Below are 26,595 nucleotides of genomic sequence, written 5' to 3' on the forward strand. Positions count from 1 at the left end.
TCTCGCGCACACCCCCCGCGGAGCCGTGGCCGCAGGTCGCGGGCCCGTACGGGCGCCCGCGATGAGAGATGCGCCACACCGGGCAGGGCCGAATGCCGTGACGGACGTGGCCGGATTGCGTTGTGGGGGCCGGTGGGAAAACGGCCGGAGAAGCAGCGGAGACGCGCGGGCTTGGGCCAACGGCTGTCATATGCAGTCGCATAGGCCTCCACTTTCGAGGGAATAGATCCGTCAGACCGACATCCGGCCCATGGATGTCGGACAGCAGCGGACGGCACCTGGCTGTCCGCCCGGGAGGCCCTTTGCTCACGGACGTGCCGTTCTCAGCACTTGACTCGGACGGCACTGACCGCGTCGACTCGAAGGGCCGTGGTTCGGCCCTGGTGGTCGCTCCCGGCCCTGTCCCGCGCGACGCCGTCGCACCCCGACCTCTTCCGAGGGGGTTCGTCCACACGTGGTGACCAGCAAGAATCGCCGTGAGCACGACCGGCGCACATACGTACTCGACACCAGCGTGCTGCTTGCCGACCCGCATGCCCTCCTCCGCTTCGACGAGCACGAGGTGGTACTCCCGGTCGTGGTGGTGACCGAGTTGGAGGCCAAGCGCCACCACCCGGAGCTCGGTTACTTCGCCCGCCAGGCGTTGCGGCTGCTCGACGAGTACCGGGTCCGGTACGGGCGGCTGGACGCGCCCATCCCGATCGGCGAGCTGGGCGGCACCCTGCGCGTCGAGCTGAACCATTCGGACCCGGGCGTGCTGCCGGCCGGCTTCCGGCTCGGCGACAACGACTCGCGCATCCTGGCGGTGGCCCGCAACCTGCAGGCCGAGGGCTACGACGTGACCGTCGTGTCCAAGGACCTGCCGCTGCGGGTCAAGGCGTCCTCCGTCGGCCTGCTGGCCGAGGAGTACCGGGCCGAGCTGGCGATCACCTCGGGCTGGACCGGTATGGAGGAGGTGGTGGTCCCCGCCGAGCAGGTGGACGAGCTCTTCCAGAGCGAGGTCGTCGACCTGCCCGAGGCGGACGGGCTGCCGGTGCACACGGGGCTGGTCCTGCAGTCCGAGCGCGGCAAGGCGCTCGGCCGGGTCACGGCCGACGGGCGTGTGCGGCTGGTGCGCGGCGACCGGGAGGCGTTCGGCATCCACGGGCGCAGCGCCGAGCAGCGGATCGCGCTCGACCTGCTGCTCGACCCGGACGTCGGCATCGTGTCGATGGGCGGCCGGGCCGGCACCGGCAAGTCGGCGCTCGCGCTGTGCGCGGGCCTCGAGGCGGTGCTGGAGCGTCAGCAGCACCAGAAGGTGATGGTCTTCCGGCCGCTGTACGCCGTGGGCGGGCAGGAGCTGGGCTACCTGCCGGGCAGCGAGGCCGAGAAGATGAGCCCCTGGGCCCAGGCGGTCTTCGACACCCTGGGCGCGGTGACGTCCAAGGACGTCATCGAGGAGGTCGTGGCGCGCGGCATGCTGGAGGTCCTGCCCCTGACCCACATCCGCGGGCGCTCGCTGCACGACGCCTTCGTGATCGTGGACGAGGCGCAGTCCCTGGAGCGCAATGTCCTTTTGACCGTTCTGTCGCGCATCGGGCAGAACTCCCGGGTTGTTCTCACTCATGACGTCGCCCAGCGCGACAACTTGAGGGTGGGTCGGTACGACGGCGTGGTCGCCGTTGTGGAGAAGCTGAAGGGGCACCCGCTCTTCGCCCACATCACGCTGACCCGCTCCGAGCGCTCGCCGATCGCCGCGCTCGTCACCGAGATGCTGGAGGACGGGCGGACGTGACGCGATGACGGAACGGGCCCGACAGGGGCCCGCCGTCAGGGCAGTTGAGCAGTACCGCTAGGCTGCTGCGCCGCAAGGGCGCAGCAGCCTAGCGGCGTCTGCGGCCACTACCGGGGGGTACGAGAAAATTCCGGGGCCCACGTGCCGTGTGAGGTTTGACACCCGGCAGGGAATTGCGTTGACGAGTCCGGCTAGGGCAGGCTGTCGGTTCTGTCAGGCCCTGCCCATGGCACACCCGTACCTATAAGCGTACGGAACCTCAGAATTGAACAGCGTTCGCCGTGGGCCGCCCGAGCTGAATCAGCGGACTCCCGCCTCGAAGGGGGGAGACCACCGGGCCAGTAGCTTCTGTGACCGGTGCATGAAGAAGCCAGCGCGAAGGGCACGATCGCGTCCGCGAGGTCACCAAGCGGGCGACGCTGGAAGGAAACCGTGTGAGCCGGATCTCGGTCCGGGGATTCGCGGTGGCTTCGGCCACTGCGGTCACCACCGTGGGCGCTGTCGTCGGTGTCGCCTCCGGTAGCGAGCAGCCGGGCCTGCAGCCCGTCGCCGCCACCGATGCGACGACCGTCCTCGCGGACATCCCCGCGGGGCAGCAGGTTCAGCAGGCGTCGCTGACGCAGCAGGTGCAGGCACAGACGGACGCCGCCGACGCCACCGCGCGGAAGGCCGCCGAGGAGTCCGCCCGCAAGCAGGCCGCCAAGGACGCCGCCGCCCGCAAGGAGGCCGAGAAGAAGGCCGAGGAGAAGCGGAAGCAGGAAGCCGCCTCCCGTGCCGCGGAGCGCGCCGCGCTCGTCGTGAAGGCCTCGTACACCACCGCCGAGGTCCAGGCGATGGCGCAGGGGATCATAGGCGACGAGACCCAGTTCCAGTGCTTCTCCAACATCGTCACGCGTGAGAGCGGCTGGAACTACACCGCGACGAACTCCTCCTCCGGCGCGTACGGGCTCGTGCAGGCCCTGCCCGGTTCCAAGATGGCCTCCGCCGGTGCCGACTGGCGCACCAACCCGGGCACCCAGATCAAGTGGGGCCTCAACTACATGAACAGCCGCTACGGCAGCCCCTGCGGCGCCTGGTCGTTCTGGCAGAACAACAACTGGTACTAGGCAATACGCCTGAATCACCCGGTACCCACGCAAAGCGCCGCCGAGCCCCTGACCCCCTCTGTGGGTTCAGGGGCTCAGTGCGCGTACGGTGGTGCGGTCGGAAAGACCGCGGGGGGCGGGGGACAGGGGTACAAGGATGTCGGAGAAGCGCCAGTGGGGCGCCGGTCTGGCCGCCGAACTGGCCAGGCTGGCCGGCCGGCTGGAGGAACAGCGCCGGGCCGCGGCCGAGAAGGCGCGCGCGGAGGCCCGCGCCGAGACCCGCCGCCAGGAGGAACAGGCCGCCGCCGCACGCCGGTACGTGCCCCGCGGCGCCGCCCCCGGTGACCCGGTCTCGCAGGTTCCGTGGAGCATGCGGGTCGCCGCCGAGGTCGGCTGGCGGCTGCTGGTGCTGGCCGGCACCGTCTGGGTGCTGATGCGGGTGATCGGCACGATCCAGCTGGTGGTGCTGGCCTTCGTGGCCGCGCTGCTGATCACCGCACTGCTCCAGCCCTTCGTGGGCCGGCTGAAGCGGCTGGGCGTGCCGCGCGGAGTCGCCACCGCCATCGTCTTCATCGGCGGCTTCGTGATCATGGGCCTGGTGGGCTGGTTCGTGGTCTGGCAGGTCATGGAGAACGTCGACAACCTCTCCAACAGCCTCCAGGACGGCATCAACGAGCTGAAGCGCTGGCTGCTCAACAGCCCGTTCCATGTGACCGACGACCAGATCAACCAGATCGCCGTGAACCTCCAGGACGCGATCGGCACCAACTCCAAGGCCCTCACCGACGCCGGACTCCAGGGCGTCACCGTCGTCGTGGAACTGCTCACCGGCATCCTGCTGGCGATGTTCAGCACGCTCTTCCTGCTCTACGACGGCCGCAACATCTGGAACTGGTGCCTGAAGCTCTTCCCCGTCGCCGCCCGCGACGGACTGGGCGGGGCCGGCCCGCGCGCCTGGCGCACCCTCACCCTCTATGTGCGCGGCACCGTGATCGTGGCGCTGATCGACGCCATATTCATCGGTATCGGCATCTACTTCCTCCGGGTGCCGATGGCGGTGCCGCTCGCCGTCATCATCTTCCTGGCCGCGTTCGTGCCGCTGGTCGGCGCGGTGGCCTCGGGCACGATCGCGATGGTCGTCGCGCTGGTGACGCAGGGGCCGTTCACCGCGCTGATGGTGCTGGTCGTCGTGCTGGCGGTGCAGCAGATCGAGGGCCACATCCTCCAGCCGTTCATCCTCGGCCGGGCGGTGCGGGTGCACCCGCTGGGCGTGATCCTCTCCGTCGCCGCCGGTTCGCTGATCGCGGGCATCGGCGGCGCGGTGGTCGCCGTACCGCTGGTCGCGGTGACCAACACCGTCGTCGTCTACCTGCGGGCCAACTCCCGGCAGGCGGCGATGCGGGCCGCCGAGTCCGAGACCGCGGCAGGTCCGCAGGACCCCGCCCCGGCCGGGACCGTCCCCGCGGCCGCCCCCGGACTCCCCGGCCCCGCCCCCGAACAGGGCGCCTGAGCCGCCGGCGGGCCCGGCCTCCTCGGGGGAGGCCGGGCCCGCCGCGCGTCACTCCGTGCGCAGTCCGTCCGGGCGCATCATGCGCCACAGCGGCGGCATGCTGAGCAAGGTCACCAGCAGGACGACCCCCGCGGCGATGCCGCTCATCGTGGCGACGCTGCCCCAGGCGAAGTGCAGGGGCGCGCCGACCATCTTCAGCAGGGCCGCGCCGAGCCCGGCGCCGCCGACGACGGCCAGGGCGAGCCCGAGCGCGACCGGGAGCGCGGTCTGCCAGAGCACGGACAGCCCGAGCACCGAGCGCCGGGTGCCGAAGGCGACCAGGACCGCCAGCAGCTTCCTGCGCTCGCGCAGCTGCTCCAGCATCGAGACGAGCAGGCTCGCGCCGATCAGTGCCAGCGTGGCGGCGGCGCCGACGAGCAGACCGCGCCGGATGGTGGCGAACTTCTTGTCCTCGTTCGTCGCCTCCAGCTGGTAGATGTCTGCCAGCGGGTCGAGGCGCGTCGTGGTGTTGCGGGCCTGTTCGAACGCGTCCGGCACGTGCGGGTCCGTCCGGAGCATGACCTTGACGTCCGGGCTCTGCAGCAGGGCCACGTCCAGGGCCCGGGGAGTGGCCAGCACGCCCCACTCCTGGGCGCCGTCCGGGCCGACGCGCGAGGCCACCCGGTGGGCGGTGGCCGGTACCGTCCACAGCCGCGGGGTTCCGATGTAGTGGTCCCCCAGCGGCATGTTGAGGTCGACGGCGCGCCCCGGCCGCACGAACGCGTCGATGTCGCCGTAGCCGTACGCGTCGTCGGCGAGGAACACGTCGCCGTCCGCGCAGCCGTGACCGAGGTCCAGCAGCTCGCGCAGGGTGGCGCAGTCGGCCACCAGGACCGGGACCGACGGCAGGTCCGTCGTGGACTTCTTGGTGGAGGTGTCCGCCGGCACGGCGTTGGAGGAGACGACGCCGAGCGCGTCCCGCACCCCCGGGGTGGCGGCGAAGGCCTGCTCGGCCCGGTGGGCCTCGGCTCCGCTGCCGACGTCCGTCGTGGCGATCATCTGCGCCCGGTGCGGGTCCTTGCCGGAGGAGCTGACGAAGTCGCCCTGCACGCCGGTGAAGAGCGTCTGCAGGGCGATCGCCCCGGCCACCGCGGCCGTCACGCCGCTGACCATCCGGGCGGAGGCGCCGCTGTTGAGCTGGATCCTGCGGGTGGCCAGCTGCCACGCCACCGGGCCGCCGCGGAACCGGCCGACGATCGACTCGACCACCCAGGGCAGCAGGGCGGTCAGTCCCACGAGGAGCAGGACCGTGCCGGCGGCCACCTGGTACGAGTTGACGCCGTTTTCGTTGCTGACCGCGCCGAAGAGCGGGGCCAGCAGGCCGACGCCGGCCAGCGGGATCAGCAGCCGCCACCACAGCCGGCGGCGCCGCGCCGTGGCGTTGCGCACCACACCGAGCGGCTCGACCGCGATGCCGCGCATGGCCAGCAGCGTCACCGCGACCGCGGCCGCCGGCACCGCCAGGCCCACCAGCAGGGCCAGGCCCGGGCCGGGGCTGATGTCGGAGGGGTAGACGCTGATGTCGTACAGCGTCACGTCGGACGCGAACTGCCGGGTGCCCAGGAACAGCCCGGCGCCGACGGCCAGTCCGAGCAGTGAGCCGAACAGCGCCTCGCCCGCCGCGACCCGCCGGGTCATCCGGCTGTCCGCGCCCACCAGCCGCAGCGCGGCCAGCCTGCGGTCGCGGCGCTCGCCGCCGAAGCGGACGGCGCTGCCGATGAAGACCGCCACCGGGAGCAGCAGCACCACGAAGATGATGATCACCAGCAGGGAGAGCACGCCCCCGAGCGGCTCCGACTTCACGGTGCCGCGTCCGAAGTACGGGATGCGGGTGGCGTTGCCGGTGCCGATGTCGTCGCCGGTGCCCCGGGCGACGAGCTTGTCGCTGCCCGCGTAGTAGGCGAGTTCGGCCGGGCCGACCAGGCCCTTGTCGCCGATGGTGCCGGTGATGCGGTAGTCCAGGCGCTCGCGCAGCAGTGTGCTGCCGGGTTTGTCGAGCAGCCGCTTCAGGGCAGGGGAGACCACCATCTCACCGGGTGCCGGCATCGCCTTGACACCGGGCGGCAGCACCGGGCGGTCGCCGTCGGCCTTCAGGAGCAGGCCCCGGATGTCGTCGTCGTGGAAGGTGGTGTTCGCCTCGGCGTACAGCACGGTGCTCGCGCTCACCTTGGGCGGGTCGTTGAACCAGGAGTAGTCCCGGTCGTAGCCGCGGTCGCTGCGGGCGCCCAGCATCGCCGGGACGGAGGCGGCCACCAGCAGCAGTGCCACCCCGAGGCCGACGCCGACCGCGGTCAGTACGGTGCGGGTCCAGCCCTCGCGCCCGCCGGTGGTGGCGAAGCGGAAGCCCAGCCCCACGTCGCGGACCCAGCCGGACAGGAGGCCGCCCCGCGCTTCGGTTCCGGAACTCATGCCACGCGCTCCATGTCCCGTGACTTGCCGTCCCGTACGACGACCTCGCGGTCGGAGTAGGCGGCGACCCGCGCCTCGTGGGTGACCAGGACGACGGCGGCACTGGTGTCCCGGGCCGCGTCGGTCAGCAGGCGCATCACGCGCTCGCCGTTGAGGGAGTCCAGGGCCCCGGTCGGTTCGTCGGCGAAGACCACGCGGGGGCCGGTGACCAGCGCGCGGGCCACCGCGACCCGCTGCCCCTGGCCGCCGGAGATCTCGCCGGGCCGCTTGCGGCCGAGGTCGTCGACCTCCAGCCGGGCCATCCACTCCGTGGCGCGGGCCTCGGCCTCCTTGCGCTTGACGCCGTTCAGCCGCAGCGGCAGCGCCACGTTCTCCACGCAGGTCAGCTCGGGCACGAGCTGGCCGAACTGGAAGACGAAGCCGAACTCGCCGCGGCGCAGCGCGCTGCGCTCGGCGTCGGTCATCGCGGTCAGGTCCCGTCCCCGGTACAGCACCTGGCCGGAGTCCGGCCGCACGATGCCGGCCAGGCAGTGCAGGAGCGTCGACTTGCCGGAGCCGGACGGCCCCATGACGGCGACGACCTCGCCGGCGCGTATGCCGAACTCGGCGCCGTCCAGCGCCGGGGTCGGGCCGTACGCCTTGTGCAGGTCGACGGCCTCCAGCAGCAGGTCCGTGGTGGTCATGCGGTTACCTCCGCCGCGAGTCGGTCCAGTCGTGCCGTGGTGAGTTCCAGCCAGCGCAGGTCTGCCTCGAGGTGGAACAGCGCGTGGTCGCACACCAGCTGGTCCGCGAGGTCGCCCTCGCGCTTGCGCACGGTCAGCTCCCGCATCAGGCGCAGGTGCTCCGAGCGCTGGGTGTCCAGCAGGTCGGCGGCGCTGCGGCCGGTCAGCAGTGCGAGGACGACCTTGGTGTACAGGGTGCTCTGCAGGTAGGGCTCGGGCTTCTCGGGCTCCGCGAGCCACTTGCCGACGTCGGTGATGCCCGCGTCGGTGATCGCGTACCGCTTGCGCTCCGGGCCGCCGCCGGGCTCGATGCCCTCGACCTCCACGAGCCCGTTCTTCAGCAGCCGCGCCATGGTCGAGTAGACCTGGCCGTAGTGCAGGGGGCGGTCGTGGCCGAACTTGTCGTCGAAGGCCCGCTTCAGGTCGTACCCGTGGCGGGGGCCGGACTCCAGGAGCCCGAGCAGGGTGTGGCCGATGCTCATGCGGAGGACTCTACACGAGGGGTATACCTGCAGTGTATAGATCTTGTTCATAGTGACGAGGGTGTGACACAACCCCCTCTGAGCAGGCCTTTTGTTCGGCATTGGACACGATGCAGCCCCGGGGCACGGACGGACATCACGTGCGCCGGGGCTGCGATCAGGAGGAGGTCACAAGCCGTTGACGTTGGCGGCGATGCGGTCGCCGACCTCCTTGTCGATGTTGCGCCAGTACTGGACCGCGCGCTCCAGGACGGGGGCGCTGACCCCGTTCTTCAGGTGCCCGGAGACATTGGAGACCAGCCGGTCGCGCTGGGCGTCGTCCAGGACCTTGCGGACCATCGTCCCGGCCTGGCCGAAGTCGTCGTCCTCGCGGTGCAGCTTGTAGGGCTCGTGCACCATGTTCCCCGCGACCTCCCAGCCGGCCGGCTCGCCGAAGCGCTCGATGTCGGCCTCGGGCCCGCCGAAGGAGTTCGGCGCGTACGGTGCCGCCGTGCGCGACGGCTCGTACCGCATCGGGCCGTCCTTGGCGTACGAGCGCACCTCGGTGTGCGGACGGTTCGGCGGCAGCTGCGCGTAGTTGGGGCCGATCCGGTAGCGATGGGTGTCCGCGTACGAGAACAGCCGGCCGAGGAGCATCTTGTCCGGCGAGGGGCCGATGCCGGGCACCATGTTGCTGGGCTCGAAGGCGGCCTGCTCGATGTGGATGAAGTAGTCCTCGGGGTTCTTGTTGAGCGTCATCCGGCCGACCTCGATCAGCGGGTAGTCGCCGTGCGGCCACACCTTGGTCAGGTCGAACGGGTTGAACCGGTAGTCCGCCGCATCGTCGAACGGCATGATCTGCATGTACAGCGTCCACGAGGGGTGATCGCCGCGCTCGATGGCCTGGTACAGGTCACGGCGGTGCAGGTCGCCGTCGGCGCCCGCGTAGTGGTCGGCCTCCTCCTGCGTGAGGAAGTCGATGCCCTGGTCGGTCTTGAAGTGGTACTTGACCCAGAACCGCTCGCCGCCGCCGTTGACCCACATGTAGGTGTGGGAGCTGTAGCCGTTCATGTGGCGGTACGACTTGGGCACGCCGCGGTCGCCCATCAGCCAGGTGACCTGGTGCGCCGACTCGGGGGACAGCGTCCAGAAGTCCCACTGCATGTTGTTGTCGCGCAGCGAGCTGTCGCGGCGGCGCTTCTGGCTGCGGATGAAGTCCTGGAACTTCATCGAGTCGCGCACGAAGAAGACCGGCGTGTTGTTGCCGACCAGGTCGTAGTTGCCGTACTCGGTGTAGAACTTCAGCGCGAAGCCGCGCGGGTCGCGCCAGGTGTCCGGGCTGCCCATCTCGCCGGCCACCGTCGAGAAGCGGGCCAGCATCTCCGTCCGCCGTCCCGGCTGGAAGAGGTCGGCCTTGGTGAACTGACTGACGTCGTTCGTCACCTCGAAGACGCCGTACGCGCCCGAACCCTTGGCGTGCACCACACGCTCCGGAACCCGCTCGCGGTTGAACTGCGCCATCTTCTCGATCAGGTAGTGGTCCTGAAGGAGGATGGGGCCGTCCGAGCCCACCGTGAGCGAATGGGCATCGCTCTCCACCGGGATTCCGGCGTTGTTGGTGGTGTAGGGGGTGCTCATGTGAATGTGTCCTCCCGTCGATCTTCGGAAGAGTCCGTCGGGGGCTCCTGGTCGCTCACGACCACACAAACACTGAAACACCGGCTCGGCACGCCGGGCAATGCCTTCCGGCGACAGATCTGGACAAAGTCCAGAAATGCATCCGGTACGGACACGGAGCGTCTAGTGCTGGACACCGCCCGGAATGCCCATTTCGAACCAGACCACCTTGCCGGCGCTCAGCCGGGTCGCTCCCCAGCGCTGGGCCATCCGGTTGACCAGGTACAACCCGCGGCCGCCCTCGTCCTGGGGCTGGGCATGGCGCATCCGCGGCAGCGTGGGGGCGTCGTCGCCCACCTCGCAGCGCAGCACGTCCGTGCGGAGCAGCCGCAGCGTGATGGGCCGTTCGGCGTACCGCACCGCGTTGGTGACCACCTCGCTGACCAGCAGCTCGGTCGCCTCCGCCAGCGGCTCCAGGCCCCAGCGGTTCAGCGCCTGGCGCACCAGCCGCCGGGCCCGGCCCGCGGTCTGGGCGCGCGGCTCGAGGAACCAGTACGCCACGTCGCGGGGCGCGATGCCGTCGAAACGGGCGGCGAGCAGCGCGATGTCGTCGTCCCGGTCGCCCGGGCCGACGATCTCCAGCACCTCGTCGCACAGCGGCTCCAGCGGCGGCGGGCACATCACCGCGGAGGCGGTGTGCAGCCGCTCGCGCAGCATCTCGATGCCGCCCCACACGTCCCGCGCCCGCGACTCCACCAGGCCGTCCGTGTACAGCAGCAGCGTCGCCCCCGCCGGGGCGGGCAGCTCGACCGCCTCGAACGGCACGCCTCCCACGCCGATCGGCGCGCCCGGCGGCACGCGCAGCACCTCGGCCAGCCCGTCCGCGTGCAGCAGCACCGGCGGGGGATGGCCCGCGTTGGCGATGGTCACCCGGTGCGCGATCGGGTCGTAGACCGCGTAGATGCAGGTGGCCATCCGGTCCTGGCCGAGCCGCTGGGCCTGCTCGTCCAGGTGGTAGAGGACCTCCTGCGGCGACAGGTCCAGGCCCGCCAGGGTCTGCACGGTCGTCCGCAGCTGCCCCATGATCGCCGCCGAGGTCATGGAGTGGCCCATGACGTCGCCGACGACCAGCGCCACCCGGCTGCCGGGCAGCGGGATCGCGTCGTACCAGTCGCCGCCCACCCGGGCGGACTCGGCGGCCGGCAGATAGCGGCTGGCGAGGCGCACCCCGGTGGGCTCCGGCAGGGAGTCCGGCAGCATCTCGCGCTGCAGGGAGTCGGCGATCGACGCCTCGCGGTCGTAGAGCACCGCCTTGTCCACGCCGAGCGCGGTGTGGGTGGCCAGTTGCGCGGCCACCAGCAGGTCGTCGGGGTCGAAGGGGGACCGCTCGGGACGGCGCAGCAGCACGGTCGCGCCGATCACCCGGCGGCGGCCGCGCAGCGGGGCCAGGATGGCCCGCCGGCCGGTCGGGAGGTCTAACGTGTCGCCGGACCCCGCGTCCGGGCAGCCGCCCACCAGCTCCAGGAGCGCGGCCGTGGCCTGCGGACTGTCGGAGAAGACCGGGCGCACCCCGCGCAGCACCTCCGCCAGCGGTCCGTCCATCGCCACGTCCACGACCTCGGCGGCCGCGCCGTACTGGCCCTCGGTGGACGGCACCACCGGCATCAGCAGGCCCTCGACGGGCTGCTCGGTGTCGTCCGGCACGCGGTCGGTGCGGCGCAGCCGCAGCAGGAGCGGGCCCGAGGGACGCTCGTCGCCGACCGGCAGCGGGTCGCGCAGATAGACCAGGATCGCGTCGGCGAAGGCCGGCACCGTCGAGCGGCACAGGCCCAGCACGATCTCGTCCAGGTCCAGTCCGCGGGCGATACGGCGGGTGGCCGCGCCGACGTAGCGCAGCCGCTCGGCCTCGGCGTGCCCGGCCCGGCCGCGGTTCTGCGGGCCGACCTTCTTCAGCGGGCGGCCGGCGGTGGACTCCTCGTCGACCGGGTGGCCGCCGGGGCCGCCGTTGCGGCCGCCCGAGCGCGCGGCGGGCACACCGGTGTCCGGCATCCGCGCACGGGTGCGCGGCTCACCGCTCTCGGGCTGCGCGGGACCGGACGCCCCGGGCGTGCCCGGGGCGCCGCCGGCCGCGGAGCTGCGGCGGCCGGGCTCGACCGGGGCGGCCATGGCGGTGGCCGCCCGCAGGTCGTGGGTGGAGGGCCCGTCCCACGGCCGGCCCGCGGAGTCGTCGCCGGGGGAACCGGGCGGACGCAGATGCGCCGGCTGCCGGGCGTGGGCGGCGTCCGGGACGCCGGCCGTCACACGCGGGACGCCGCCGGCGGTCTCGCCCGCCGCCACCCGGGCGGCCTGACGGTCCCTCACCTCGGCGGCTCTGCGGTCGGGCCGGGTGCCGCGGGCGCCGCGGCGGCCGGTCTTGGCGGGCGCGCCGGTCTCGCCGGCCGGCTGCCGCTGGGCAGGAGTGACGGGTTGCAGGGACGGCGTGCCCGGGTCGTTGCCGGTCGTGCCGGCGGCGCGCTTGGCCGCGCCCGCGCCACCGCCGCGCCGGGGACGCCGGGCGCGGCGGGAGGACGGTCCGGCCGGGGTGGAGGAGGGGACAGGGGCCTGGTTCTGCGCGGGTTGTGCCGCGCCGTTCCCGGCCGTGCCGGCCTCGCCGGCCACCGCGGCGGCCGGGGGCAGCCGGAATCCGGTCCGCGGATCGGGGACCGGCTCGGGGTCGCCCGGACGTGCCGGGCCGGCCGCTGTCGCCTGGGCGGCGGCCTGCTCAGAAATGCGCTCCGTGCTCACGCTGGTCGTTCCATCCGGTCGGGTGCGTCACGTGCGGGACCACGTGGCGGGGCGGCCGCGTCAGGCGGGTCGGCGGCAGTGCAGGAAGAGTTGCTCCTCCGGCGGCACTTCTGTGGTGTGCGGCGCGTAGGCGTACGACTCCTCCCTCAGGACCTCGAATCCTGCGTCGGTCACCACCTGGCGCAAATCGTCCCGTAGATAACCCGATACCCGGATGGTGTTACCAAGGAACGGAATCGGGAAGTCATCCACATCGGCTTCTACCATCGAAAGAGTGAACAGCCCACCGGGAGCGAGTAGATCGCGCACGGCCCGCACGACCAGCGGAATCTCGGCGCGGGAGAGCATCAGCAGCGAGAAGAAGGCGGTGACGGCGTCGAAGCGCCCCAGATCCTGCCGGCCGCGCGCGGCGAAGAGGCCGCCGGGCCGCACATCGGCGATGTCGCCCTGGTGGAAGTCGGCCGACGGCACGTACTGGCGGGCCAGCGACAGCATCACCGGGGACAGGTCGATTCCGGTCACCTCGTGCCCGGCGTCGGAGAGCTGACGGCAGGTCGGCACCCCGGTGCCGCACCCCAGGTCCAGGACGCGGGAACCGGCCGGCAACTGCTCCAGCAGCCATGCGCCGGCCGCGAGCTGTCCCTCCTTGTGCGGGAAGGCCTCGTCGTAACGGTCGCCGATGGCGTCGAAGGCCTCCGCCTGCCCGGTGCGGTCCAGCTGTATGTCCTCGTAGCCGCCGACTCCCACAGCCTGGGCCTCCCGTGATGACCTGCGTGACGTAGCGTCAAACTCTAGTGTGAGCCTGTGATTTGTGCAGCACTATGGGGCACGATCTTACGATTGGGACTGGGGGGCACGGCAAGACTCACGCGGTCACCTTGCCGGACGGTCCCAGTCAACCGGAAGAGCCGGTACCGGCCACGCCGGATTCGGACGCCAGTGCTGCCAGCCCTCGTCGAAGGGGTGGCCCCAGTCCCGGATGACACCCACCGCGCGGCGCCCGGCCTCGCGCACCCGCTCCGCCGTCGCGGCCGGCATCAGCCCGGCGGCCTGCGCCTGCTCGAACTCGTCCTCGTCGCGCCAGTGCCAGGCGCGGTCCGGGTCGACATGGATGTCCAGGAAGTGGTCCTCGGAGTCCACGCCGCCCGACCAGCGGCGGTGCGGCTCCTCCAGGTTCACGTACCAGTTCTTGAAGACCCAGCCCCGCTCCCAGAACAGCCAGACCGACCAGGGCTCCCCGGGGCGGGCCAGCTTCAGCACCCCGCTGCCCCACCAGCGGTCGACGCTCGTCGTACGCGGTTTGAGGTAGCGGGTCTCCAGCGGCTCCTGGTGGATCGGCGTGCCGTCGGCGAGGACCGGCCTGACGCACTCGGTGCCCGGCGCCATCCACACGGCCAGCAGCTCCGCGTCGTCCCGGACCACCGTCACCGGACGGCAGATGTGCACCCGGTCCGTCGCGTTGCCGCGGTAGCGCCACAGCACCTGGTCGCCCGGCGACCAGTGGTCCTGGCCGCCGTCCTGCCCCGTACCCGGATGAAGAAGGATGTCCGCCGTCATGACGTGATCTTACGGACGACGGGTCACGGCGGCGTCTCTCTTGCGCCGATCCTTCGTCACGGGCCCGTACGGCACGCCGTCCCGGCGGACGGCCGGTGTCACGGGCGGGTCATGCGCAGCACGTCCAGAGCCTCGTCGAGCTGCTCCAGGGTGAGCAGGCCCCGCTCGACGTACCCGGAGTCCAGCACCACCTGACGGATCGTGCGGCGCTCGGCCAGCGCGCGCTTGGCGACCTTGGCGGCCTCCTCGTAGCCGATGTACCGGTTGAGCGGCGTGACCACGGAGGGCGAGGACTCGGCGTACTCGCGGGCGCGCTCGACGTTCGCCGTGATGCCGTCGACGGTGCGGTCGGCGAGCAGCCGGGAGACGTTGGCGAGCAGCCGCACCGACTCCAGGACGTTCTTCGCGATCACCGGGAGCATCACGTTGAGCTCGAAGTTCCCCGCCGCGCCCGCCGCGGCGATGGTCGCGTCGTTGCCGGTGACCTGGGCGGCCACCATCAGCACCGCCTCCGGGATGACCGGGTTGACCTTGCCCGGCATGATCGACGAGCCGGGCTGGAGGTCGGGCAGCGCGATCTCGGCGAGTCCGGTGCGCGGCCCGGAGGCCATCCAGCGCAGGTCGTTGGAGATCTTGGTGAGGCCGACCGCGATCGTGCGGAGCTGGCCGGAGGTCTCCACGATGCCGTCGCGCGCGCCCTGCGCCTCGAAGTGGTCGCGCGCCTCGGTGAGCGGCAGTCCGGTGGCGCGCGCCACCTCCGCGATCACCGCCGCCGAGAAGCCGGCCGGGGTGTTGATCCCGGTGCCCACGGCCGTACCGCCGAGCGGCAGCTCCGCCAGCCGCGGCAGCGACGCGCGCAGCCGCTCCACGCCGTAGCGCACCTGGGCGGCGTAGCCGCCGAACTCCTGGCCCAGCGTGACGGGCGTCGCGTCCATCAGGTGCGTACGGCCGGACTTCACCACGTCCGCGAACTCGGCGGACTTGCGCTCCAGGGCCGCCGCCAGGTGCTCCAGGGCGGGGATCAGGTCGCCGGTCACCGCCGCGGTCGCCGCGATGTGGATGGAGGAGGGGAAGACGTCGTTGGAGGACTGGCTGGCGTTGACGTGGTCGTTGGGGTGCACGTCGCGGCCGAGCCGCTCGCTCGCCAGGGTCGCGATGACCTCGTTGGTGTTCATGTTGGACGAGGTGCCCGAGCCGGTCTGGAACACGTCGATCGGGAAGTGCTCGTCCCAGCGCCCGGCGGCGACCTCCGCGGCCGCCTCCTGGACCGCCTCGGCGACGTCCTTGTCCAGCACGCCGAGCTCCGCGTTGACCTTCGCCGCGGCCGCCTTGATCCGGGCGAGCGCCGCGATGTGGGCCCGCTCCAGCCGCTGCCCGCTGATCGGGAAGTTCTCCACCGCCCGCTGGGTCTGGGCGCGCCACTTGGCGTGGGCGGGAACGCGCACCTCGCCCATGGAGTCGTGCTCGGTGCGGTACTCGCGCTCGTCCCCTGCGTCCTGCTCGGGCATCGCCGGAATCCCTTCCATCGCGTACGTCGCCGGGTGTCCTGGTACCTCCCAGTAGACCCCCTCACCACGACAGCGGCACGACCCGTTTCATTCCCCCGGGGGTCCCGGGGAGCGCCGCGGCCCGGCACCGCGCACGCGGTGCCGGGCCGTCCCGGCCGGCTCGTGCCCCGGGGCGCGCCTCGGGGCCGGTGGCCGGGTGGTCGCGGCGCGTCAGTCGATGCAGACCATGTCGACCTTGTTCGCGGAGCTGCCGAGGTTGGCCGGCTGGAAGTTGGCGTGCGAGACCGGGACGTCCCCCAGCGCGATCCAGGCGTTGCTGCCGTTCCAGTTGTAGAGGTGGACGGTGCCGCCGCCCTTGTTGACGATCGAGTCGATCCGGTCGTTGAGGCCGATGTCGCCCAGGTTGTGGCAGCCCTTGCTCGGAGCCGTCCAGATCTTGTGGGTGCCGTTGGCGCCGTCGTAGTAGCACGAGTAGCCCGGGTAGCAGTAGTCGGCCTGGTCGGCCGCCTGGCTCGGTGCGGCCACCGTGGCGCTGAGCACGGCCCCCGCGCCCAGGGCCAGGGCGAGCGAAATCCTCTTCATGGTGGGTCCCTTCGAAATGCCGGACACGCCGCCGTGCGGTGTCGCGGCGGCGTGATCTTGCTCAAGGGACGCTAGTTGAACGGTAAACCACCTTCGTAGAAGGTGAGCGCCGATCGGATTTTCGTGCGCGGCACGGCGACGCCCCCGCCGGTCGGACCGGCGGGGGCGTGGGAGGTGCCGCGGGACCGGGATCAGGCGCCCGGACGCAGCGGGATGCTGGTGAAGGTGGGTGCCGGGGCGGGGTCGGTGAAGAAGTCGTTGCCCTTGTCGTCGACGACGATGAAGGCCGGGAAGTCCTCGACCTCGATCTTCCAGACCGCCTCCATGCCGAGCTCGGCGTACTCCAGGACGTCGACCTTCTTGATGCAGTCCTGGGCCAGGCGCGCCGCAGGGCCGCCGATGGAGCCGAGGTAGAAGCCGCCGTGCGCGGCGCACGCGTCGGTGACCTGCTTCGAGCGGTTGCCCTTGGCGAGCATGACCTTGGAACCGCCCGCGGCCTGGAACTGCTCGACGTAGGAGTCCATGCGGCCGGCGGTGGTCGGGCCGAACGAGCCGGAGGCGTAACCCTGCGGGGTCTTGGCCGGGCCCGCGTAGTAGACCGGGTGGTCACGCAGGTACTGCGGCATCTCCTCGCCCGCGTCCAGCCGCTCCTTGATCTTCGCGTGCGCGATGTCGCGGGCGACGACCAGCGGGCCGGTCAGCGACAGCCGGGTCTTGACCGGGTACTTCGAGAGCTCCGCCAGGACCTCGTCCATCGGGCGGTTGAGGTCGACGCGTACGACGTCCTCGTCCGACAGGTGCTCGTCGGTGGTCTCCGGCAGGTACTTGGCCGGGTCGGTCTCCAACTGCTCCAGGAAGACGCCCTCCGCGGTGATCTTCGCGACGGCCTGGCGGTCGGCGGAGCAGGAGACGGCGATGGCGACCGGCAGGGAGGCGCCGTGCCGGGGCAGCCGCACCACGCGGACGTCGTGGCAGAAGTACTTGCCGCCGAACTGCGCGCCGATGCCGATCTTCTGCGTGAGCTCGAAGACCTTCTCCTCCAGCTCCTTGTCCCGGAAGCCGTGGCCGGCCGGCGAGCCCTCGGCCGGCAGCTCGTCCAGGTAGTGCGCGGAGGCGTACTTGGCGGTCTTGAGCGCGAACTCGGCGGAGGTGCCGCCGACGACGATCGCCAGGTGGTACGGCGGGCAGGCCGCCGTACCGAGCGAACGGATCTTCTCCTCCAGGAACTTCATCATGGAGGCCTCGTTCAGGACCGCCTTGGTCTCCTGGTAGAGGAAGGACTTGTTGGCCGAGCCGCCGCCCTTGGCCATGAAGAGGAACTTGTAGGCGCCGCCGTCGGTCGCGTACAGCTCGATCTGGGCCGGCAGGTTGGAGCCGGTGTTCTTCTCCTCCCACATGGTCAGCGGGGCCATCTGGGAGTAGCGCAGGTTGAGCTTGGTGTAGGCGTCGAAGATGCCGTGCGACAGGGCCGCCTCGTCGCCGCCCGAGGTGAGCACGTTCTGGCCGCGCTTGCCCATGACGATCGCGGTGCCGGTGTCCTGGCACATCGGCAGCACGCCGGCCGCGGCGATGTTGGCGTTCTTCAGCAGGTCCAGGGCGACGAAGCGGTCGTTGGGGGACGCCTCGGGGTCGTCCAGGATGCGGCGCAGCTGGGCGAGGTGCGCGGGGCGCAGGTAGTGGGAGATGTCGTGCATGGCCTCGGCGGCGAGCGTGCGCAGCGCCTCCGGCTCCACCGTGAGGAAGGTCCGGCCGTCGGCCTCGAAGGTGCTGACGCCCTCGGAGGTGATCAGTCGGTACGGAGTGGTGTCCTCACCGAGGGGGAGCAGGTCCGTGTAGGCAAACTCGGGCATAAGGGACATCCTCACTGGCGCTGCGTCATAGAAGCCCGACAAGCGTAGAACGAACGCGGGGTGCCCGGTGTGTGAGGTGACCCTCACCGACCGGGGCAGGGGCCTAGTCGCGATCTATCGCGTTTGTGTACCGTAGTCGCGTGGATGAGTCCTCGCTCCGGAAGCGTGAGCAGCAGCCCTTGAGTCCCCCTGTCGCCGAAGCCGACATCCGCGCGTCCGACGCGGACCGCGACCGGGTGGCCGACATTCTTCGCGATGCCCTGGCGGAGGGGCGTCTGAGCACCCAGGAGCACTCGGAGCGGCTGGACGGCGTGTACGCGGCGAAGACCGTGGGCGAGCTGGAGCCCTTCGTACGCGACCTGCCGGTCCCCGCGCCCGCGGCCGCCGCGGCACCGGCCTCGCAGTGGGTGCCCGACCACACCGGGGAGAACCCCAACCTCGTCGGCATCCTCGGCGGCGCCGAGCGCAAGGGCCGCTGGCGCGTGGGCTCGAAGATCAACGCGGTCGCGATCCTGGGCGGCGTGGTGATCGACCTCACGGAGGCGACGTTCACCGCGCCCGAGGTCGTCATCAACTGCACCGCCATCATGGGCGGGGTCGAGATCAGGGTGCCGGAGAACGTGACCCTGCGCGGCGGTGGCGTGGTCGGCATCATGGGCGGCTCCGACGTCAACGCGTACGAGGCCCCCGACCCCGGCGCCCCGGTCATCAAGGTGCAGGGCCTGGCCTTCTGGGGCGGCGTGGAGGCCAAGCCGCGGCGCGGCAAGCGGGTCAAGAAGAAGGACGCCCGCCCCGAGCTGGACTACTGACGACGCGTCACCTGGCATCGGCTCCCGCCGCCCGCGCGCGGTGCGCGGCGGTGCGCGGGTGCGCCCCAAGGCGCGCCGCAGCGGCGGCGGTTGCCGGTGCGGCGGCGCACCGTCCGGCACACGGCGCGTACGCACGGGCGTGCGACCCCCGGACACGGTGCGCATGAACGCGCGTACAGCGGGTAGGGCATGGGGACACGTCGCTCGCCGCCGTACCCCACGTCGGCAACCCCCGTGCCGACGCAGCGGGAAGGGCAGCGACGGGCAAGGGTGACACCAAGCCGAGCCGTCGTCAGGAGTATCCCGTGCTTCAACCGATCGAGCCCGCGGCAGCATCCAGTTCCTCCCTGAGTCACCCCCGGGACCTGGGCGGCCCATGGCATTCGGATGCCGCGTGCCACAGCGATGAGGCAGGTCTGTTCTTCGCGCCCTCCAAGGAGCCGACGGCGGCCCGGCTGTCGCGCGAGGAGGCCGCGAAGCGGGTCTGCGCCCGTTGCCCGGTCATGCTGGAGTGCCGGGAGCACGCGTTGATGCAGCCGGAGCCCTACGGCGTGTGGGGCGGCATGACCGCGGCCGAGCGCAGGGTCGTGCTCGCGCGCCGGCGCCGCCGCGAGGCGGAACTGCAGCGGCCCGCACCGCGGATCGCCGCCGCGGGTTAGTCCCCCAGCTACCGCTGGGAGGTGCCCCCACCCCAGCTACCGCTGGGAGGTGCCCCCACCCCGGCTACCGCTGGGAGGTGCCCCCAGGCGTGGCACTTCCCCGGCTTCGGCCGGGGGAGTTGTCGCCCCGTCCGCGTAGCCGGCTGTGCCACGGAGCCGACCTTCCGTCTCACGACGCCCCCGGGAGCCGCGGGACCTGCCCTCGTGGCGGTCGGCGCCAGTCTCGGAAGATGCCCCGGACGGGCCTGCCCCGCGGACACGTGCGAACGCCGGAGGCCGGGAGCACGCCCCCAGGGGCGTGCTCCCGGCCTCCGTGCGCACAAGTGCCGGGAGTTTCGCGCTTCCCGTCTTCCGGCCCCTCCGGCCGGGAGGCGGTCAGCGCGCGCGGTCGAAGTCGATCGTGCTGTAGGCGCGCAGCTTCGACAGCCGGTGCGTGGAGTCGATCTGCCGGATCGTGCCGGACTTGGAGCGCATCACCAGCGACTGGGTGGTCGCGGTCTCGGCGCGGTAGCGCACCCCCCGCAGCAGCTCGCCGTCGGTGATGCCGGTGGCGACGAAGAACACGTTGTCGCCCTTGACGAGGTCGTCCGTGTGCAGGACCCGGTCGAGGTCGTGGCCGGCGTCGAGGGCGCGCTGCCGCTCGGCGTCGTCCTTGGGCCAGAGCTTGCCCTGGATGGTGCCGCCGAGGCACTTGATCGCGCAGGCCGCGATGATGCCCTCGGGCGTGCCGCCGATGCCCATCAGCAGGTCGACGCCGGTGCCCTCGCGCACGGCCATGATGGCGCCCGCGACATCGCCGTCGGAGATGAACGTGATCCGCGCGCCGGTCTCGCGGATCTCCTTGGCCAGTCCTTCGTGCCGCGGCCGGTCGAGCACGACGACGGTCACGTCCTCGGGGGCGCCGCCCTTGGCCTTGGCGACCCGCCGGATGTTCACCGACGGCGGGGCGGTGATGTCGACGAAGTCGGCGGCCTCGGGGCCGGTGACCAGCTTGTCCATGTAGAAGACGGCCGAGGGGTCGTACATCGCGCCGCGGTCGGCGGCGGCGAGGACGGCGACGGCGTTGGGCATGCCCTTGGCGGTGAGCGTCGTCCCGTCGATCGGGTCCACGGCGATGTCGCACTCCGCGCCGGTCCCGTCGCCGATCCGCTCCCCGTTGAAGAGCATCGGCGCCTCGTCCTTCTCGCCCTCGCCGATGACGACGACGCCGTTCATCGACACGGTCGAGACCAGGGTGCGCATGGCCTTGACGGCCGCGCCGTCCGCGCCGTTCTTGTCGCCCCGGCCCACCCAGCGGCCGGCGGCCATCGCGGCGGCCTCGGTGACCCGCACCAGTTCGAGGGCGAGGTTGCGGTCGGGGGCCTCGGGACTCACTTCGAGCTGCGGCGGCATGGTGTGGTTCTCGTGCTGCTCGGTCATCACAGCGCACCTTTCTGTACGAGGACGGCCGGAAAAGAGGGTGGTACGACCTTATCCGCCAGGTGCCAGGATGAGCAGGGGGCCCGTCACATGAGCGCGGGCGGGCCGGTGCGGGACCCGGGCGCCGGGACGCTCCGGGGCATGGGGGACCATAGGGGGCGTGGCAAAGAAGCGCGGCACGGAAACAGTGCGGGACATGGTGCTCTCGATGGCGGCGATCGGCGTCGTGGTCGGGATCATCTGGTTCTTCATCCCGCACGACGAGAACCACGACCCCGTCCAGGTGGTCGGCTACCGGGTCGAGCTCGACCAGGCCCGCCGCAGCGCCCCGTACCCGGTCGCGGCCCCCGAGGGGCTCGGCAAGGGCTGGCGGGCGACCTCGGTGACGTACGAGGACACGAACCCGAAGGCCGTGCACTGGCACCTCGGCTTCATCGACCCGCAGAACGAGTACGCGGCCGTCGAGCAGAGCAACGCGGACGCGGAGGCGTTCGTCGCGGCCACGAGCCACGACGCGCGCAAGAGCGGCACGCGCACCGTCGGCGGCGAGACCTGGGACCGCTACGAGGGCCCCAAGTACGACGCCCTGGTGCGGCAGAAGGGCGGGGTGACCACCATGGTCACCGGAACCGCCCCGGCCGACCGGCTCGCGGAACTGGCCGCTGCACTCCAGGAGCGCAGCGGCCAGTAGCACCGGACGATCCCGGCGCCCGCGCGGGCGCCGGAGGTGTCTCAGACGGTGGTGACGACCTCGTCGTAGGGCAGTCGCGGCGAGCGCGCGCGCCAGGCGTTCTCGCCCGCCTTGCCGATGTTCACCACGGCGAGCACGGAGTGGTCGCCGTCGGGGAAGAACTCCTTGTTGATCGCGTCGGCGTTGTAGCCGGTCATCGGGCCTGCGGCCAGGCCCGCGGCGCGCACGCCGAGGATGAAGTAGCCGACCTGGAGCGCGGCGTTGAAGGCCGCCGACTGCTCGCGGACCGGGCGCTCGCCGAAGAGCATGTCCTTGGCCTGCGGGAAGGCGGGGAACTGCACCGGCAGCTCCTCGTGGAACTCGTTGTCCGCGGCCAGGATGGCCACCAGCGGCGCCGTGGAGGTCTTCGCCCGGTTGCCCTCGTTCATGAGCCCGACCAGCCGCTCGCGGCTCTCCGCGGAGCGGACCAGCACGATGCGCAGCGGCTGCTGGTTGTAGGCGGTGGGCGCGTACTTCACCAGGTCGTACACGTCCTGGACCTGCTCGTCGGTCACCGGCTCGGTGGTGAAGGTGTTGGCGGTGCGCGCGTCGCGGAAGAGAAGGTTCTGTGCGGCGGTGTCGAGCTGGAGGGTCATCGGGTACCTCGGGGGGCTGTGGGGAACCGCCCCGGCGGGGCGGCCTCGAACTTTCCCTCCAACATAGGTGAAGATTCAACTATTCCGGGATGCCCGTCCCGTGAGCACCGTCACGACACCCCCCGGCTACTCCTCCTCGGCCGCGCCGGACGCCCCGGGCGCACCCTGCACCGCGTCGTCCGACTCCTCCGCGAGGGCCGCGTCCAGGCGCGCGCGGGCGCCCTCCAGCCAGTTGCGGCACACCTTGGCAAGCTCCTCGCCGCGTTCCCACAGGGCGAGGGACTCCTCCAGCGTCGAACCGCCCGCCTCCAGTCGGCGGACGACGTCGACAAGCTCGTCGCGGGCCTGCTCGTACCCCAGCGTGTCCTGATCAGCCATGGCACCAGACTAGGGCCGCCCTCGGACAGGGCGGGTCCGCCCGGCGCCGTACGCCGCAGCCGGCTCAGCGCGTGACGCGGACCGTGAACTCGCCGTCGGCGACCCGGGCCCGCAGCTTCTCCTCGTCGGCCACCTCGCCCGCGGCCCGCACGACCCCGCCGTCCTCCCGCTGCAGGACGGCGTACCCGCGCTGCAGCGTCGCCGCGGGGGACAGCGCGACCACCCGGGCCCGGGTGTGCGCCAGCTCGTCGTCCGCGCGGTCCAGGCGGTGCCGCAGATGCCGCCGCGAACGCTCCAGCAGCGCCGCCACCTGCTCCTCGCGCTCCTCGACCATCAGCCGCGGACGTGCCATCGACGGACGGCTCATCGCCGCCGCCAGCCCCCGCTCCTCCCGGTCCAGCAGCCCGCGCACCACCCGCAAGGAGCGGTCCCGCAGCTGCCCGACCCGGGTCAGCTCCTCGCCCACGTCCGGAACGACGCGCTTGGCGGCGTCGGTCGGCGTCGAGGCGCGCAGATCCGCGACCAGGTCCAGCAGCGGGGTGTCCGGCTCGTGCCCGATCGCGGACACCACCGGCGTACGGCACTCGGCGACCGCCCGCACCAGCCGCTCGTCGGAGAACGGCAGCAGGTCCTCCACGCTGCCGCCGCCGCGCGCCACGATGATCACGTCGACGCCCGGGTGCGCGTCGAGCCCCTGCACCGCCTCGATCACCTGCGGGACCGCGTACGCCCCCTGCACCGGCACATTGCGCACCTCGAAACGGACGGCCGGCCAGCGCAGCCGCGCGTTCTCCAGCACGTCGCGCTCCGCGGCCGAGGCACGGCCGCACACCAGGCCGATCAGCTGCGGCAGGAAGGGCAGCGGACGCTTGCGCTCCAGCGCGAACAGGCCCTCGCCGGCCAGCCGCTTCTTCAGCTGCTCCAGCCGCAGCAGCAGGTCGCCGATCCCTATCGGGCGGATCTCCGCCGCCCGCAGTGACAACTGCCCCCGCGGGGCGTACCACTCCGGCCGGGCGTGCACGACGACCCGCGCGCCCTCGCCGACCGCGCCGTCGAAGGCGTCGAACACGGCACGGCGGCAGGTCACGCTCAGCGAGATGTCGTGCGACGGATCGCGCAGCGTCAGGAAGACCACGCCCGCGCCGGGGCGCCGGGACAGCTGCGTGATCTGCCCCTCCACCCACACCGCGCCGAGCCGGTCGATCCAGCCGCCGATCAGCCGCGACACCTCGCCGACCGGGATCGGCGCCTCCGCGGACGTGTTCTGAGCCATACGCCGAGACTAGCCCCCGCCACGGACAGTGACCCCGCCCCGGGCGGGATTGCCCCGGGGCAGCGGTCGGTCCCGCCGCCGACCCGAATGGCGCCCACCGCTGTCCGTCCCCCCGCGGACGCCGCACGCTGGGACGCAGCCCCATGCGCCCGTGCCCGGGAGGTCCCCCATGCGCTCACACGGCCCGCCGCCCCCGCGGCCGCCGCGCGTCGGCGGCGGCTTCCGCATCGGGCGCCGCGGCCCCGGCTGCGGCTGCTTCAGCTGCCTGACGGCGGTGGCCGCCGCGGTGCTCGCGGGAGGGCTGCCCGGACTGCTGCGCGCGGCTCGCCGCGGGCGCCCCCGGCGGGGCCGATGACCTCGGTCACGCCCCGTACGATGGGCACATGACTGCTGCTGCCCGACGGGTCCTGCTCGCCGCCCCCCGTGGCTACTGCGCGGGCGTGGACCGCGCCGTGATCGCCGTCGAGAAGGCCCTGGAACAGTACGGGGCCCCGATCTACGTCCGCCACGAGATCGTCCACAACAAGTACGTCGTGCAGACCCTGGAGAAGAAGGGCGCGATCTTCGTCGAGCAGACGGCGGAGGTCCCCGAGGGGTCGATCGTGATGTTCTCCGCGCACGGTGTGGCGCCCGTCGTCCACGAGGAGGCCGAGCGCGGCAGGCTCGCCACCATCGACGCGACCTGCCCCCTGGTGACCAAGGTCCACAAGGAGGCCGTCCGCTTCGCCAACGAGGACTTCGACATCCTGCTGATCGGCCACGAGGGCCACGAGGAGGTCATCGGCACCTCCGGCGAGGCCCCCGACCACATCACGCTGGTCGACGGCCCGGCCGACGTCGCCAAGGTCGAGGTCCGGGACCCCTCCAAGGTGGTCTGGCTCTCCCAGACGACCCTGTCCGTGGACGAGACCATGGAGACGGTCGACGCGCTCAAGGAGAAGTTCCCGCAGCTCATCTCGCCGCCCAGCGACGACATCTGCTACGCCACGCAGAACCGCCAGCTGGCGGTGAAGCAGATGGGCGCCGAGGCCGACCTGGTGATCGTCGTCGGCTCGCGCAACTCCTCCAACTCCGTCCGCCTGGTCGAGGTCGCCAAGCTGGCGGGCGCCCGCGAGGCGTACCTCGTGGACTTCGCCGCCGAGATCGACGAGGCCTGGCTCGAGGGCGTCTCCACGGTCGGCGTCACCTCCGGTGCCTCCGTTCCCGACGTCCTGGTCGAGCAGGTGCTGGAGTGGCTGTCGCAGCGCGGCTTCGAGGACGTCGAGATCGTCAAGGCCGCCGAGGAGTCGATCGTCTTCTCGCTGCCCAAGGAGCTGCGCCGCGACCTGCGCGCCGAGGCCGCCGCCAAGGTGGCCGCCGCCCCGGCCGCCGGAACCGCCCCCGAGCAGGCGGGTCCGCCGTCCGAGGGGTGACCGTCCTTCCCACGTCGTAGCGTTGGGCCATGAGCGTTTTCGGTGTGGACATCGGCGGTTCGGGGATCAAGGGCGCCCCGGTCGACCTGGATCGCGGGGATCTGGCGGAGGAGCGCTGCAAAGTGCTCACTCCGCATCCCGCGACGCCCGACGCGGTGGCGGACTGCGTCAAGCAGGTCGTCACCCATTTCGGCTGGCAGGGACCGATCGGCGCGACGTTCCCCGGTGTGGTGACGCACGGGGTCACGCGCACGGCGGCCAACGTCGACAAGGGCTGGATAGGCATGGACGCGGCCGGCCTGCTCTCCGAGCGGGTCGGCCTGCCCGTGACGCTGCTCAACGACGCCGACGCGGCGGGCATGGCCGAGATGGCGTACGGCGCGGGGCGCGGCCGCTCGGGCACGGTCATCATGCTGACGCTCGGTACGGGCATCGGCAGCGCCGTGTTCGTGGACGGCAAGCTGCTGCCCAACTCCGAACTCGGCCACCTGGAGCTGCACGGGCACGAGGCGGAGAAACGCGCCTCCACCAAGGTCAAGGAGGACGAGGAGCTCAGCTGGGAGCACTGGGCGCGCCGGGTCAGCAAGTACCTCGCGCACGTCGAGATGCTCTTCTCGCCGGAGCTGTTCGTCATCGGCGGCGGCGTGAGCCGCAAGGCGGACAAGTTCCTGCCGCTCATCGAGGGCATCGAGGCGGAGATCGTGCCGGCCGCGCTGCAGAACAACGCGGGCATCGTCGGCGCGGGCATGGCGGCGGCCGCGGCGGTCACCACCGCCGCCGCCGGATAGCGGTCCGGGACGCGGACGCGGGCGGGTACGGCGCGGTCAGCGGCGTTCCGCGCGCCGCGCCCGCGTCACGTACGCCACCTTCCGCACGGCCGTGATCACGGCGGCGCACACCGTGCCGCCGTACAGCCAGCCGGTCAGCGTCGCGAGCCCGGTGAGCAGCGCCATCACGTGCCCGGTCAACCCGCCGCCGCCGTCGGCGGTCACGGCCAGCGCGATGGTGAAGGCGATGGGCGCGCTCACCGGCGCCGCCGACAGGTCGTACGGCCGCACCCACACGCCGCCGGCGATGCAGGCCAGCAGGAAGACGACGCCGAACAGCGTGCCCGGCTCGCCGTTCACCAGGGAGTCCACGGCCCCGCCGCACAGGGCGGTCAGCGTGATGAAGACCCCGGTGCCGAGTCCCGTCAGACGGGACTCGCTCTGTCCCCGCCGCACCCCCCACAACGGGCCGCGGCGCGGACCTCCGCCCACGGCGGTCGCGCCCGCGGGCCTGCGCGCCGGACGCTCGGCCGGTCTGGCCGGCCGCGTCACGGCACCGTTGTTGTGCGGCGTGCGCGCACTGTGTTGGTCCACGCACCCAACGTAGGCGCCCCGCAGGGGGAAAACAGGGGCAGGACACGACTTTTCAGCCCC

At 72.0% G+C, this 26,595-nt stretch carries 24 protein-coding genes; 9 read left to right on the forward strand and 15 right to left on the reverse strand.

Annotated features, from left to right (window positions below):
* Nucleotides 1–454: 454 nt before the first annotated feature.
* The 3 genes from ACIP9H_RS09330 to ACIP9H_RS09340 all read left to right on the forward strand — a co-directional run bounded on the left by ACIP9H_RS09330 (nt 455) and on the right by ACIP9H_RS09340 (nt 4,369).
* Nucleotides 455–1,774, forward strand: a complete 1,320-nt coding sequence (locus ACIP9H_RS09330; protein WP_319658749.1) for a PhoH family protein — start codon at nt 455–457, stop codon at nt 1,772–1,774.
* Between the two features lie 434 nt (nt 1,775–2,208).
* A complete protein-coding gene (locus ACIP9H_RS09335) occupies nt 2,209–2,880 on the forward strand; it encodes a transglycosylase SLT domain-containing protein (RefSeq protein ID WP_401958464.1) in 672 nt (223 codons plus the stop codon).
* Between the two features lie 136 nt (nt 2,881–3,016).
* Nucleotides 3,017–4,369 carry an AI-2E family transporter gene (locus ACIP9H_RS09340; protein WP_401958467.1) on the forward strand — a complete coding sequence of 451 codons (1,353 nt, stop codon included), beginning with the start codon at nt 3,017–3,019 and terminating at the stop codon, nt 4,367–4,369.
* 48 nt (nt 4,370–4,417) lie between these two features.
* Here ACIP9H_RS09340 and ACIP9H_RS09345 read toward each other — a convergent pair whose 3' ends face one another.
* From ACIP9H_RS09345 to ACIP9H_RS09390, 10 genes are all read right to left on the reverse strand, one after another.
* The gene (locus ACIP9H_RS09345) at nt 4,418–6,817 is read right to left on the reverse strand and encodes an FtsX-like permease family protein (RefSeq protein ID WP_401958470.1); all 2,400 of its coding nucleotides are present in this window, start codon (nt 6,815–6,817) and stop codon (nt 4,418–4,420) included.
* Nucleotides 6,814–7,500 (reverse strand): ABC transporter ATP-binding protein, encoded by a 687-nt coding sequence (locus ACIP9H_RS09350; protein ID WP_401580789.1) that lies wholly within the window; start codon nt 7,498–7,500, stop codon nt 6,814–6,816. Before ACIP9H_RS09350 ends, ACIP9H_RS09345 begins: the two co-directional genes overlap by 4 nt.
* Nucleotides 7,497–8,021 carry a PadR family transcriptional regulator gene (locus tag ACIP9H_RS09355; protein WP_401580787.1) on the reverse strand — a complete coding sequence of 175 codons (525 nt, stop codon included), beginning with the start codon at nt 8,019–8,021 and terminating at the stop codon, nt 7,497–7,499. Before ACIP9H_RS09355 ends, ACIP9H_RS09350 begins: the two co-directional genes overlap by 4 nt.
* Before the next feature lie 168 nt (nt 8,022–8,189).
* On the reverse strand, nt 8,190–9,638 hold the full coding sequence (locus ACIP9H_RS09360) for a catalase (RefSeq protein ID WP_360901705.1): 1,449 nt from the start codon (nt 9,636–9,638) through the stop codon (nt 8,190–8,192).
* A gap of 162 nt (nt 9,639–9,800) precedes the next feature.
* Nucleotides 9,801–11,783 carry a SpoIIE family protein phosphatase gene (locus ACIP9H_RS09365; protein ID WP_401958635.1) on the reverse strand — a complete coding sequence of 661 codons (1,983 nt, stop codon included), beginning with the start codon at nt 11,781–11,783 and terminating at the stop codon, nt 9,801–9,803.
* Nucleotides 11,784–12,461: 678 nt separating this feature from the next.
* A complete protein-coding gene (locus ACIP9H_RS09370) occupies nt 12,462–13,148 on the reverse strand; it encodes a class I SAM-dependent DNA methyltransferase (protein ID WP_401580783.1) in 687 nt (228 codons plus the stop codon).
* A gap of 126 nt (nt 13,149–13,274) precedes the next feature.
* Nucleotides 13,275–13,958, reverse strand: coding sequence for a DUF402 domain-containing protein (locus tag ACIP9H_RS09375; RefSeq protein ID WP_401580782.1), 684 nt, complete (start codon nt 13,956–13,958; stop codon nt 13,275–13,277).
* 98 nt (nt 13,959–14,056) lie between these two features.
* Nucleotides 14,057–15,466 (reverse strand): class II fumarate hydratase, encoded by a 1,410-nt coding sequence (locus ACIP9H_RS09380; protein WP_401580780.1) that lies wholly within the window; start codon nt 15,464–15,466, stop codon nt 14,057–14,059.
* Nucleotides 15,467–15,676: 210 nt separating this feature from the next.
* Nucleotides 15,677–16,048, reverse strand: a complete 372-nt coding sequence (locus tag ACIP9H_RS09385; protein ID WP_401580778.1) for a peptidase inhibitor family I36 protein — start codon at nt 16,046–16,048, stop codon at nt 15,677–15,679.
* Between the two features lie 191 nt (nt 16,049–16,239).
* Nucleotides 16,240–17,898: a fumarate hydratase gene (locus tag ACIP9H_RS09390; RefSeq protein WP_401580777.1), complete on the reverse strand. Its 1,659-nt coding sequence runs from the start codon at nt 17,896–17,898 to the stop codon at nt 16,240–16,242.
* A 140-nt stretch (nt 17,899–18,038) separates the two neighbouring features.
* Between ACIP9H_RS09390 and ACIP9H_RS09395 the strand changes: the two genes are divergently transcribed.
* Nucleotides 18,039–18,707: a DUF1707 domain-containing protein gene (locus ACIP9H_RS09395; RefSeq protein WP_401580775.1), complete on the forward strand. Its 669-nt coding sequence runs from the start codon at nt 18,039–18,041 to the stop codon at nt 18,705–18,707.
* Nucleotides 18,708–19,012: 305 nt separating this feature from the next.
* Nucleotides 19,013–19,366, forward strand: coding sequence for a WhiB family transcriptional regulator (locus tag ACIP9H_RS09400; RefSeq protein ID WP_401580773.1), 354 nt, complete (start codon nt 19,013–19,015; stop codon nt 19,364–19,366).
* A 375-nt stretch (nt 19,367–19,741) separates the two neighbouring features.
* Here ACIP9H_RS09400 and glpX read toward each other — a convergent pair whose 3' ends face one another.
* Entirely contained in the window at nt 19,742–20,785 is a 1,044-nt protein-coding gene (gene glpX / locus ACIP9H_RS09405) for a class II fructose-bisphosphatase (protein WP_401580771.1), read from the reverse strand.
* A 160-nt stretch (nt 20,786–20,945) separates the two neighbouring features.
* On the opposite strand from glpX, the gene ACIP9H_RS09410 reads away from it, so the two are divergent.
* Entirely contained in the window at nt 20,946–21,476 is a 531-nt protein-coding gene (locus ACIP9H_RS09410) for a DUF4245 domain-containing protein (protein WP_401958477.1), read from the forward strand.
* A gap of 41 nt (nt 21,477–21,517) precedes the next feature.
* Here the strand turns inward: ACIP9H_RS09410 and ACIP9H_RS09415 are convergent, their stop codons facing one another.
* The 3 genes from ACIP9H_RS09415 to xseA form a co-directional block, all read right to left on the reverse strand.
* Nucleotides 21,518–22,111: a malonic semialdehyde reductase gene (locus ACIP9H_RS09415; RefSeq protein WP_360915094.1), complete on the reverse strand. Its 594-nt coding sequence runs from the start codon at nt 22,109–22,111 to the stop codon at nt 21,518–21,520.
* Between the two features lie 126 nt (nt 22,112–22,237).
* Nucleotides 22,238–22,489: an exodeoxyribonuclease VII small subunit gene (locus ACIP9H_RS09420; protein WP_401580768.1), complete on the reverse strand. Its 252-nt coding sequence runs from the start codon at nt 22,487–22,489 to the stop codon at nt 22,238–22,240.
* Between the two features lie 64 nt (nt 22,490–22,553).
* Nucleotides 22,554–23,762, reverse strand: a complete 1,209-nt coding sequence (gene xseA, locus ACIP9H_RS09425) for an exodeoxyribonuclease VII large subunit (protein WP_401580767.1) — start codon at nt 23,760–23,762, stop codon at nt 22,554–22,556.
* A gap of 169 nt (nt 23,763–23,931) precedes the next feature.
* Between xseA and ACIP9H_RS09430 the strand changes: the two genes are divergently transcribed.
* The 3 genes from ACIP9H_RS09430 to ppgK are packed head-to-tail and all read left to right on the forward strand — an operon-like array spanning nt 23,932 to nt 25,962.
* Nucleotides 23,932–24,117: a hypothetical protein gene (locus ACIP9H_RS09430; protein WP_401580765.1), complete on the forward strand. Its 186-nt coding sequence runs from the start codon at nt 23,932–23,934 to the stop codon at nt 24,115–24,117.
* Nucleotides 24,118–24,145: 28 nt separating this feature from the next.
* Nucleotides 24,146–25,174 (forward strand): 4-hydroxy-3-methylbut-2-enyl diphosphate reductase, encoded by a 1,029-nt coding sequence (locus ACIP9H_RS09435; protein ID WP_360915082.1) that lies wholly within the window; start codon nt 24,146–24,148, stop codon nt 25,172–25,174.
* 29 nt (nt 25,175–25,203) lie between these two features.
* Nucleotides 25,204–25,962 (forward strand): polyphosphate--glucose phosphotransferase, encoded by a 759-nt coding sequence (ppgK, locus tag ACIP9H_RS09440; protein ID WP_401580763.1) that lies wholly within the window; start codon nt 25,204–25,206, stop codon nt 25,960–25,962.
* A gap of 36 nt (nt 25,963–25,998) precedes the next feature.
* On the opposite strand, the gene ACIP9H_RS09445 is transcribed toward ppgK, so the two are convergent.
* Entirely contained in the window at nt 25,999–26,535 is a 537-nt protein-coding gene (locus tag ACIP9H_RS09445) for a DUF6542 domain-containing protein (RefSeq protein ID WP_360915076.1), read from the reverse strand.
* Nucleotides 26,536–26,595: the final 60 nt, after the last annotated feature.

This window comes from Streptomyces sp. NPDC088732 (assembly GCF_044751205.1).
GTDB lineage: Bacteria > Actinomycetota > Actinomycetes > Streptomycetales > Streptomycetaceae > Actinacidiphila.

Bases quoted from the DNA above. Each gene is read 5' to 3' on its own strand.
- ACIP9H_RS09340 (WP_401958467.1), top strand. From the start codon at position 3,017: ATGTCGGAGAAGCGCCAGTGGGGCGCCGGTCTGGCCGCCGAACTGGCC.
- ACIP9H_RS09345 (WP_401958470.1), bottom strand. From the start codon at position 6,817: ATGAGTTCCGGAACCGAAGCGCGGGGCGGCCTCCTGTCCGGCTGGGTC.
- ACIP9H_RS09350 (WP_401580789.1), bottom strand. From the start codon at position 7,500: ATGACCACCACGGACCTGCTGCTGGAGGCCGTCGACCTGCACAAGGCG.
- ACIP9H_RS09355 (WP_401580787.1), bottom strand. From the start codon at position 8,021: ATGAGCATCGGCCACACCCTGCTCGGGCTCCTGGAGTCCGGCCCCCGC.
- ACIP9H_RS09360 (WP_360901705.1), bottom strand. From the start codon at position 9,638: ATGAGCACCCCCTACACCACCAACAACGCCGGAATCCCGGTGGAGAGC.
- ACIP9H_RS09365 (WP_401958635.1), bottom strand. From the start codon at position 11,783: ATGGCCGCCCCGGTCGAGCCCGGCCGCCGCAGCTCCGCGGCCGGCGGC.
- ACIP9H_RS09375 (WP_401580782.1), bottom strand. From the start codon at position 13,958: ATGACGGCGGACATCCTTCTTCATCCGGGTACGGGGCAGGACGGCGGC.
- ACIP9H_RS09380 (WP_401580780.1), bottom strand. From the start codon at position 15,466: ATGCCCGAGCAGGACGCAGGGGACGAGCGCGAGTACCGCACCGAGCAC.
- ACIP9H_RS09385 (WP_401580778.1), bottom strand. From the start codon at position 16,048: ATGAAGAGGATTTCGCTCGCCCTGGCCCTGGGCGCGGGGGCCGTGCTC.
- ACIP9H_RS09390 (WP_401580777.1), bottom strand. From the start codon at position 17,898: ATGCCCGAGTTTGCCTACACGGACCTGCTCCCCCTCGGTGAGGACACC.
- glpX (WP_401580771.1), bottom strand. From the start codon at position 20,785: ATGACCGAGCAGCACGAGAACCACACCATGCCGCCGCAGCTCGAAGTG.
- ACIP9H_RS09415 (WP_360915094.1), bottom strand. From the start codon at position 22,111: ATGACCCTCCAGCTCGACACCGCCGCACAGAACCTTCTCTTCCGCGAC.
- ACIP9H_RS09420 (WP_401580768.1), bottom strand. From the start codon at position 22,489: ATGGCTGATCAGGACACGCTGGGGTACGAGCAGGCCCGCGACGAGCTT.
- xseA (WP_401580767.1), bottom strand. From the start codon at position 23,762: ATGGCTCAGAACACGTCCGCGGAGGCGCCGATCCCGGTCGGCGAGGTG.
- ACIP9H_RS09430 (WP_401580765.1), top strand. From the start codon at position 23,932: ATGCGCTCACACGGCCCGCCGCCCCCGCGGCCGCCGCGCGTCGGCGGC.
- ACIP9H_RS09435 (WP_360915082.1), top strand. From the start codon at position 24,146: ATGACTGCTGCTGCCCGACGGGTCCTGCTCGCCGCCCCCCGTGGCTAC.
- ppgK (WP_401580763.1), top strand. From the start codon at position 25,204: ATGAGCGTTTTCGGTGTGGACATCGGCGGTTCGGGGATCAAGGGCGCC.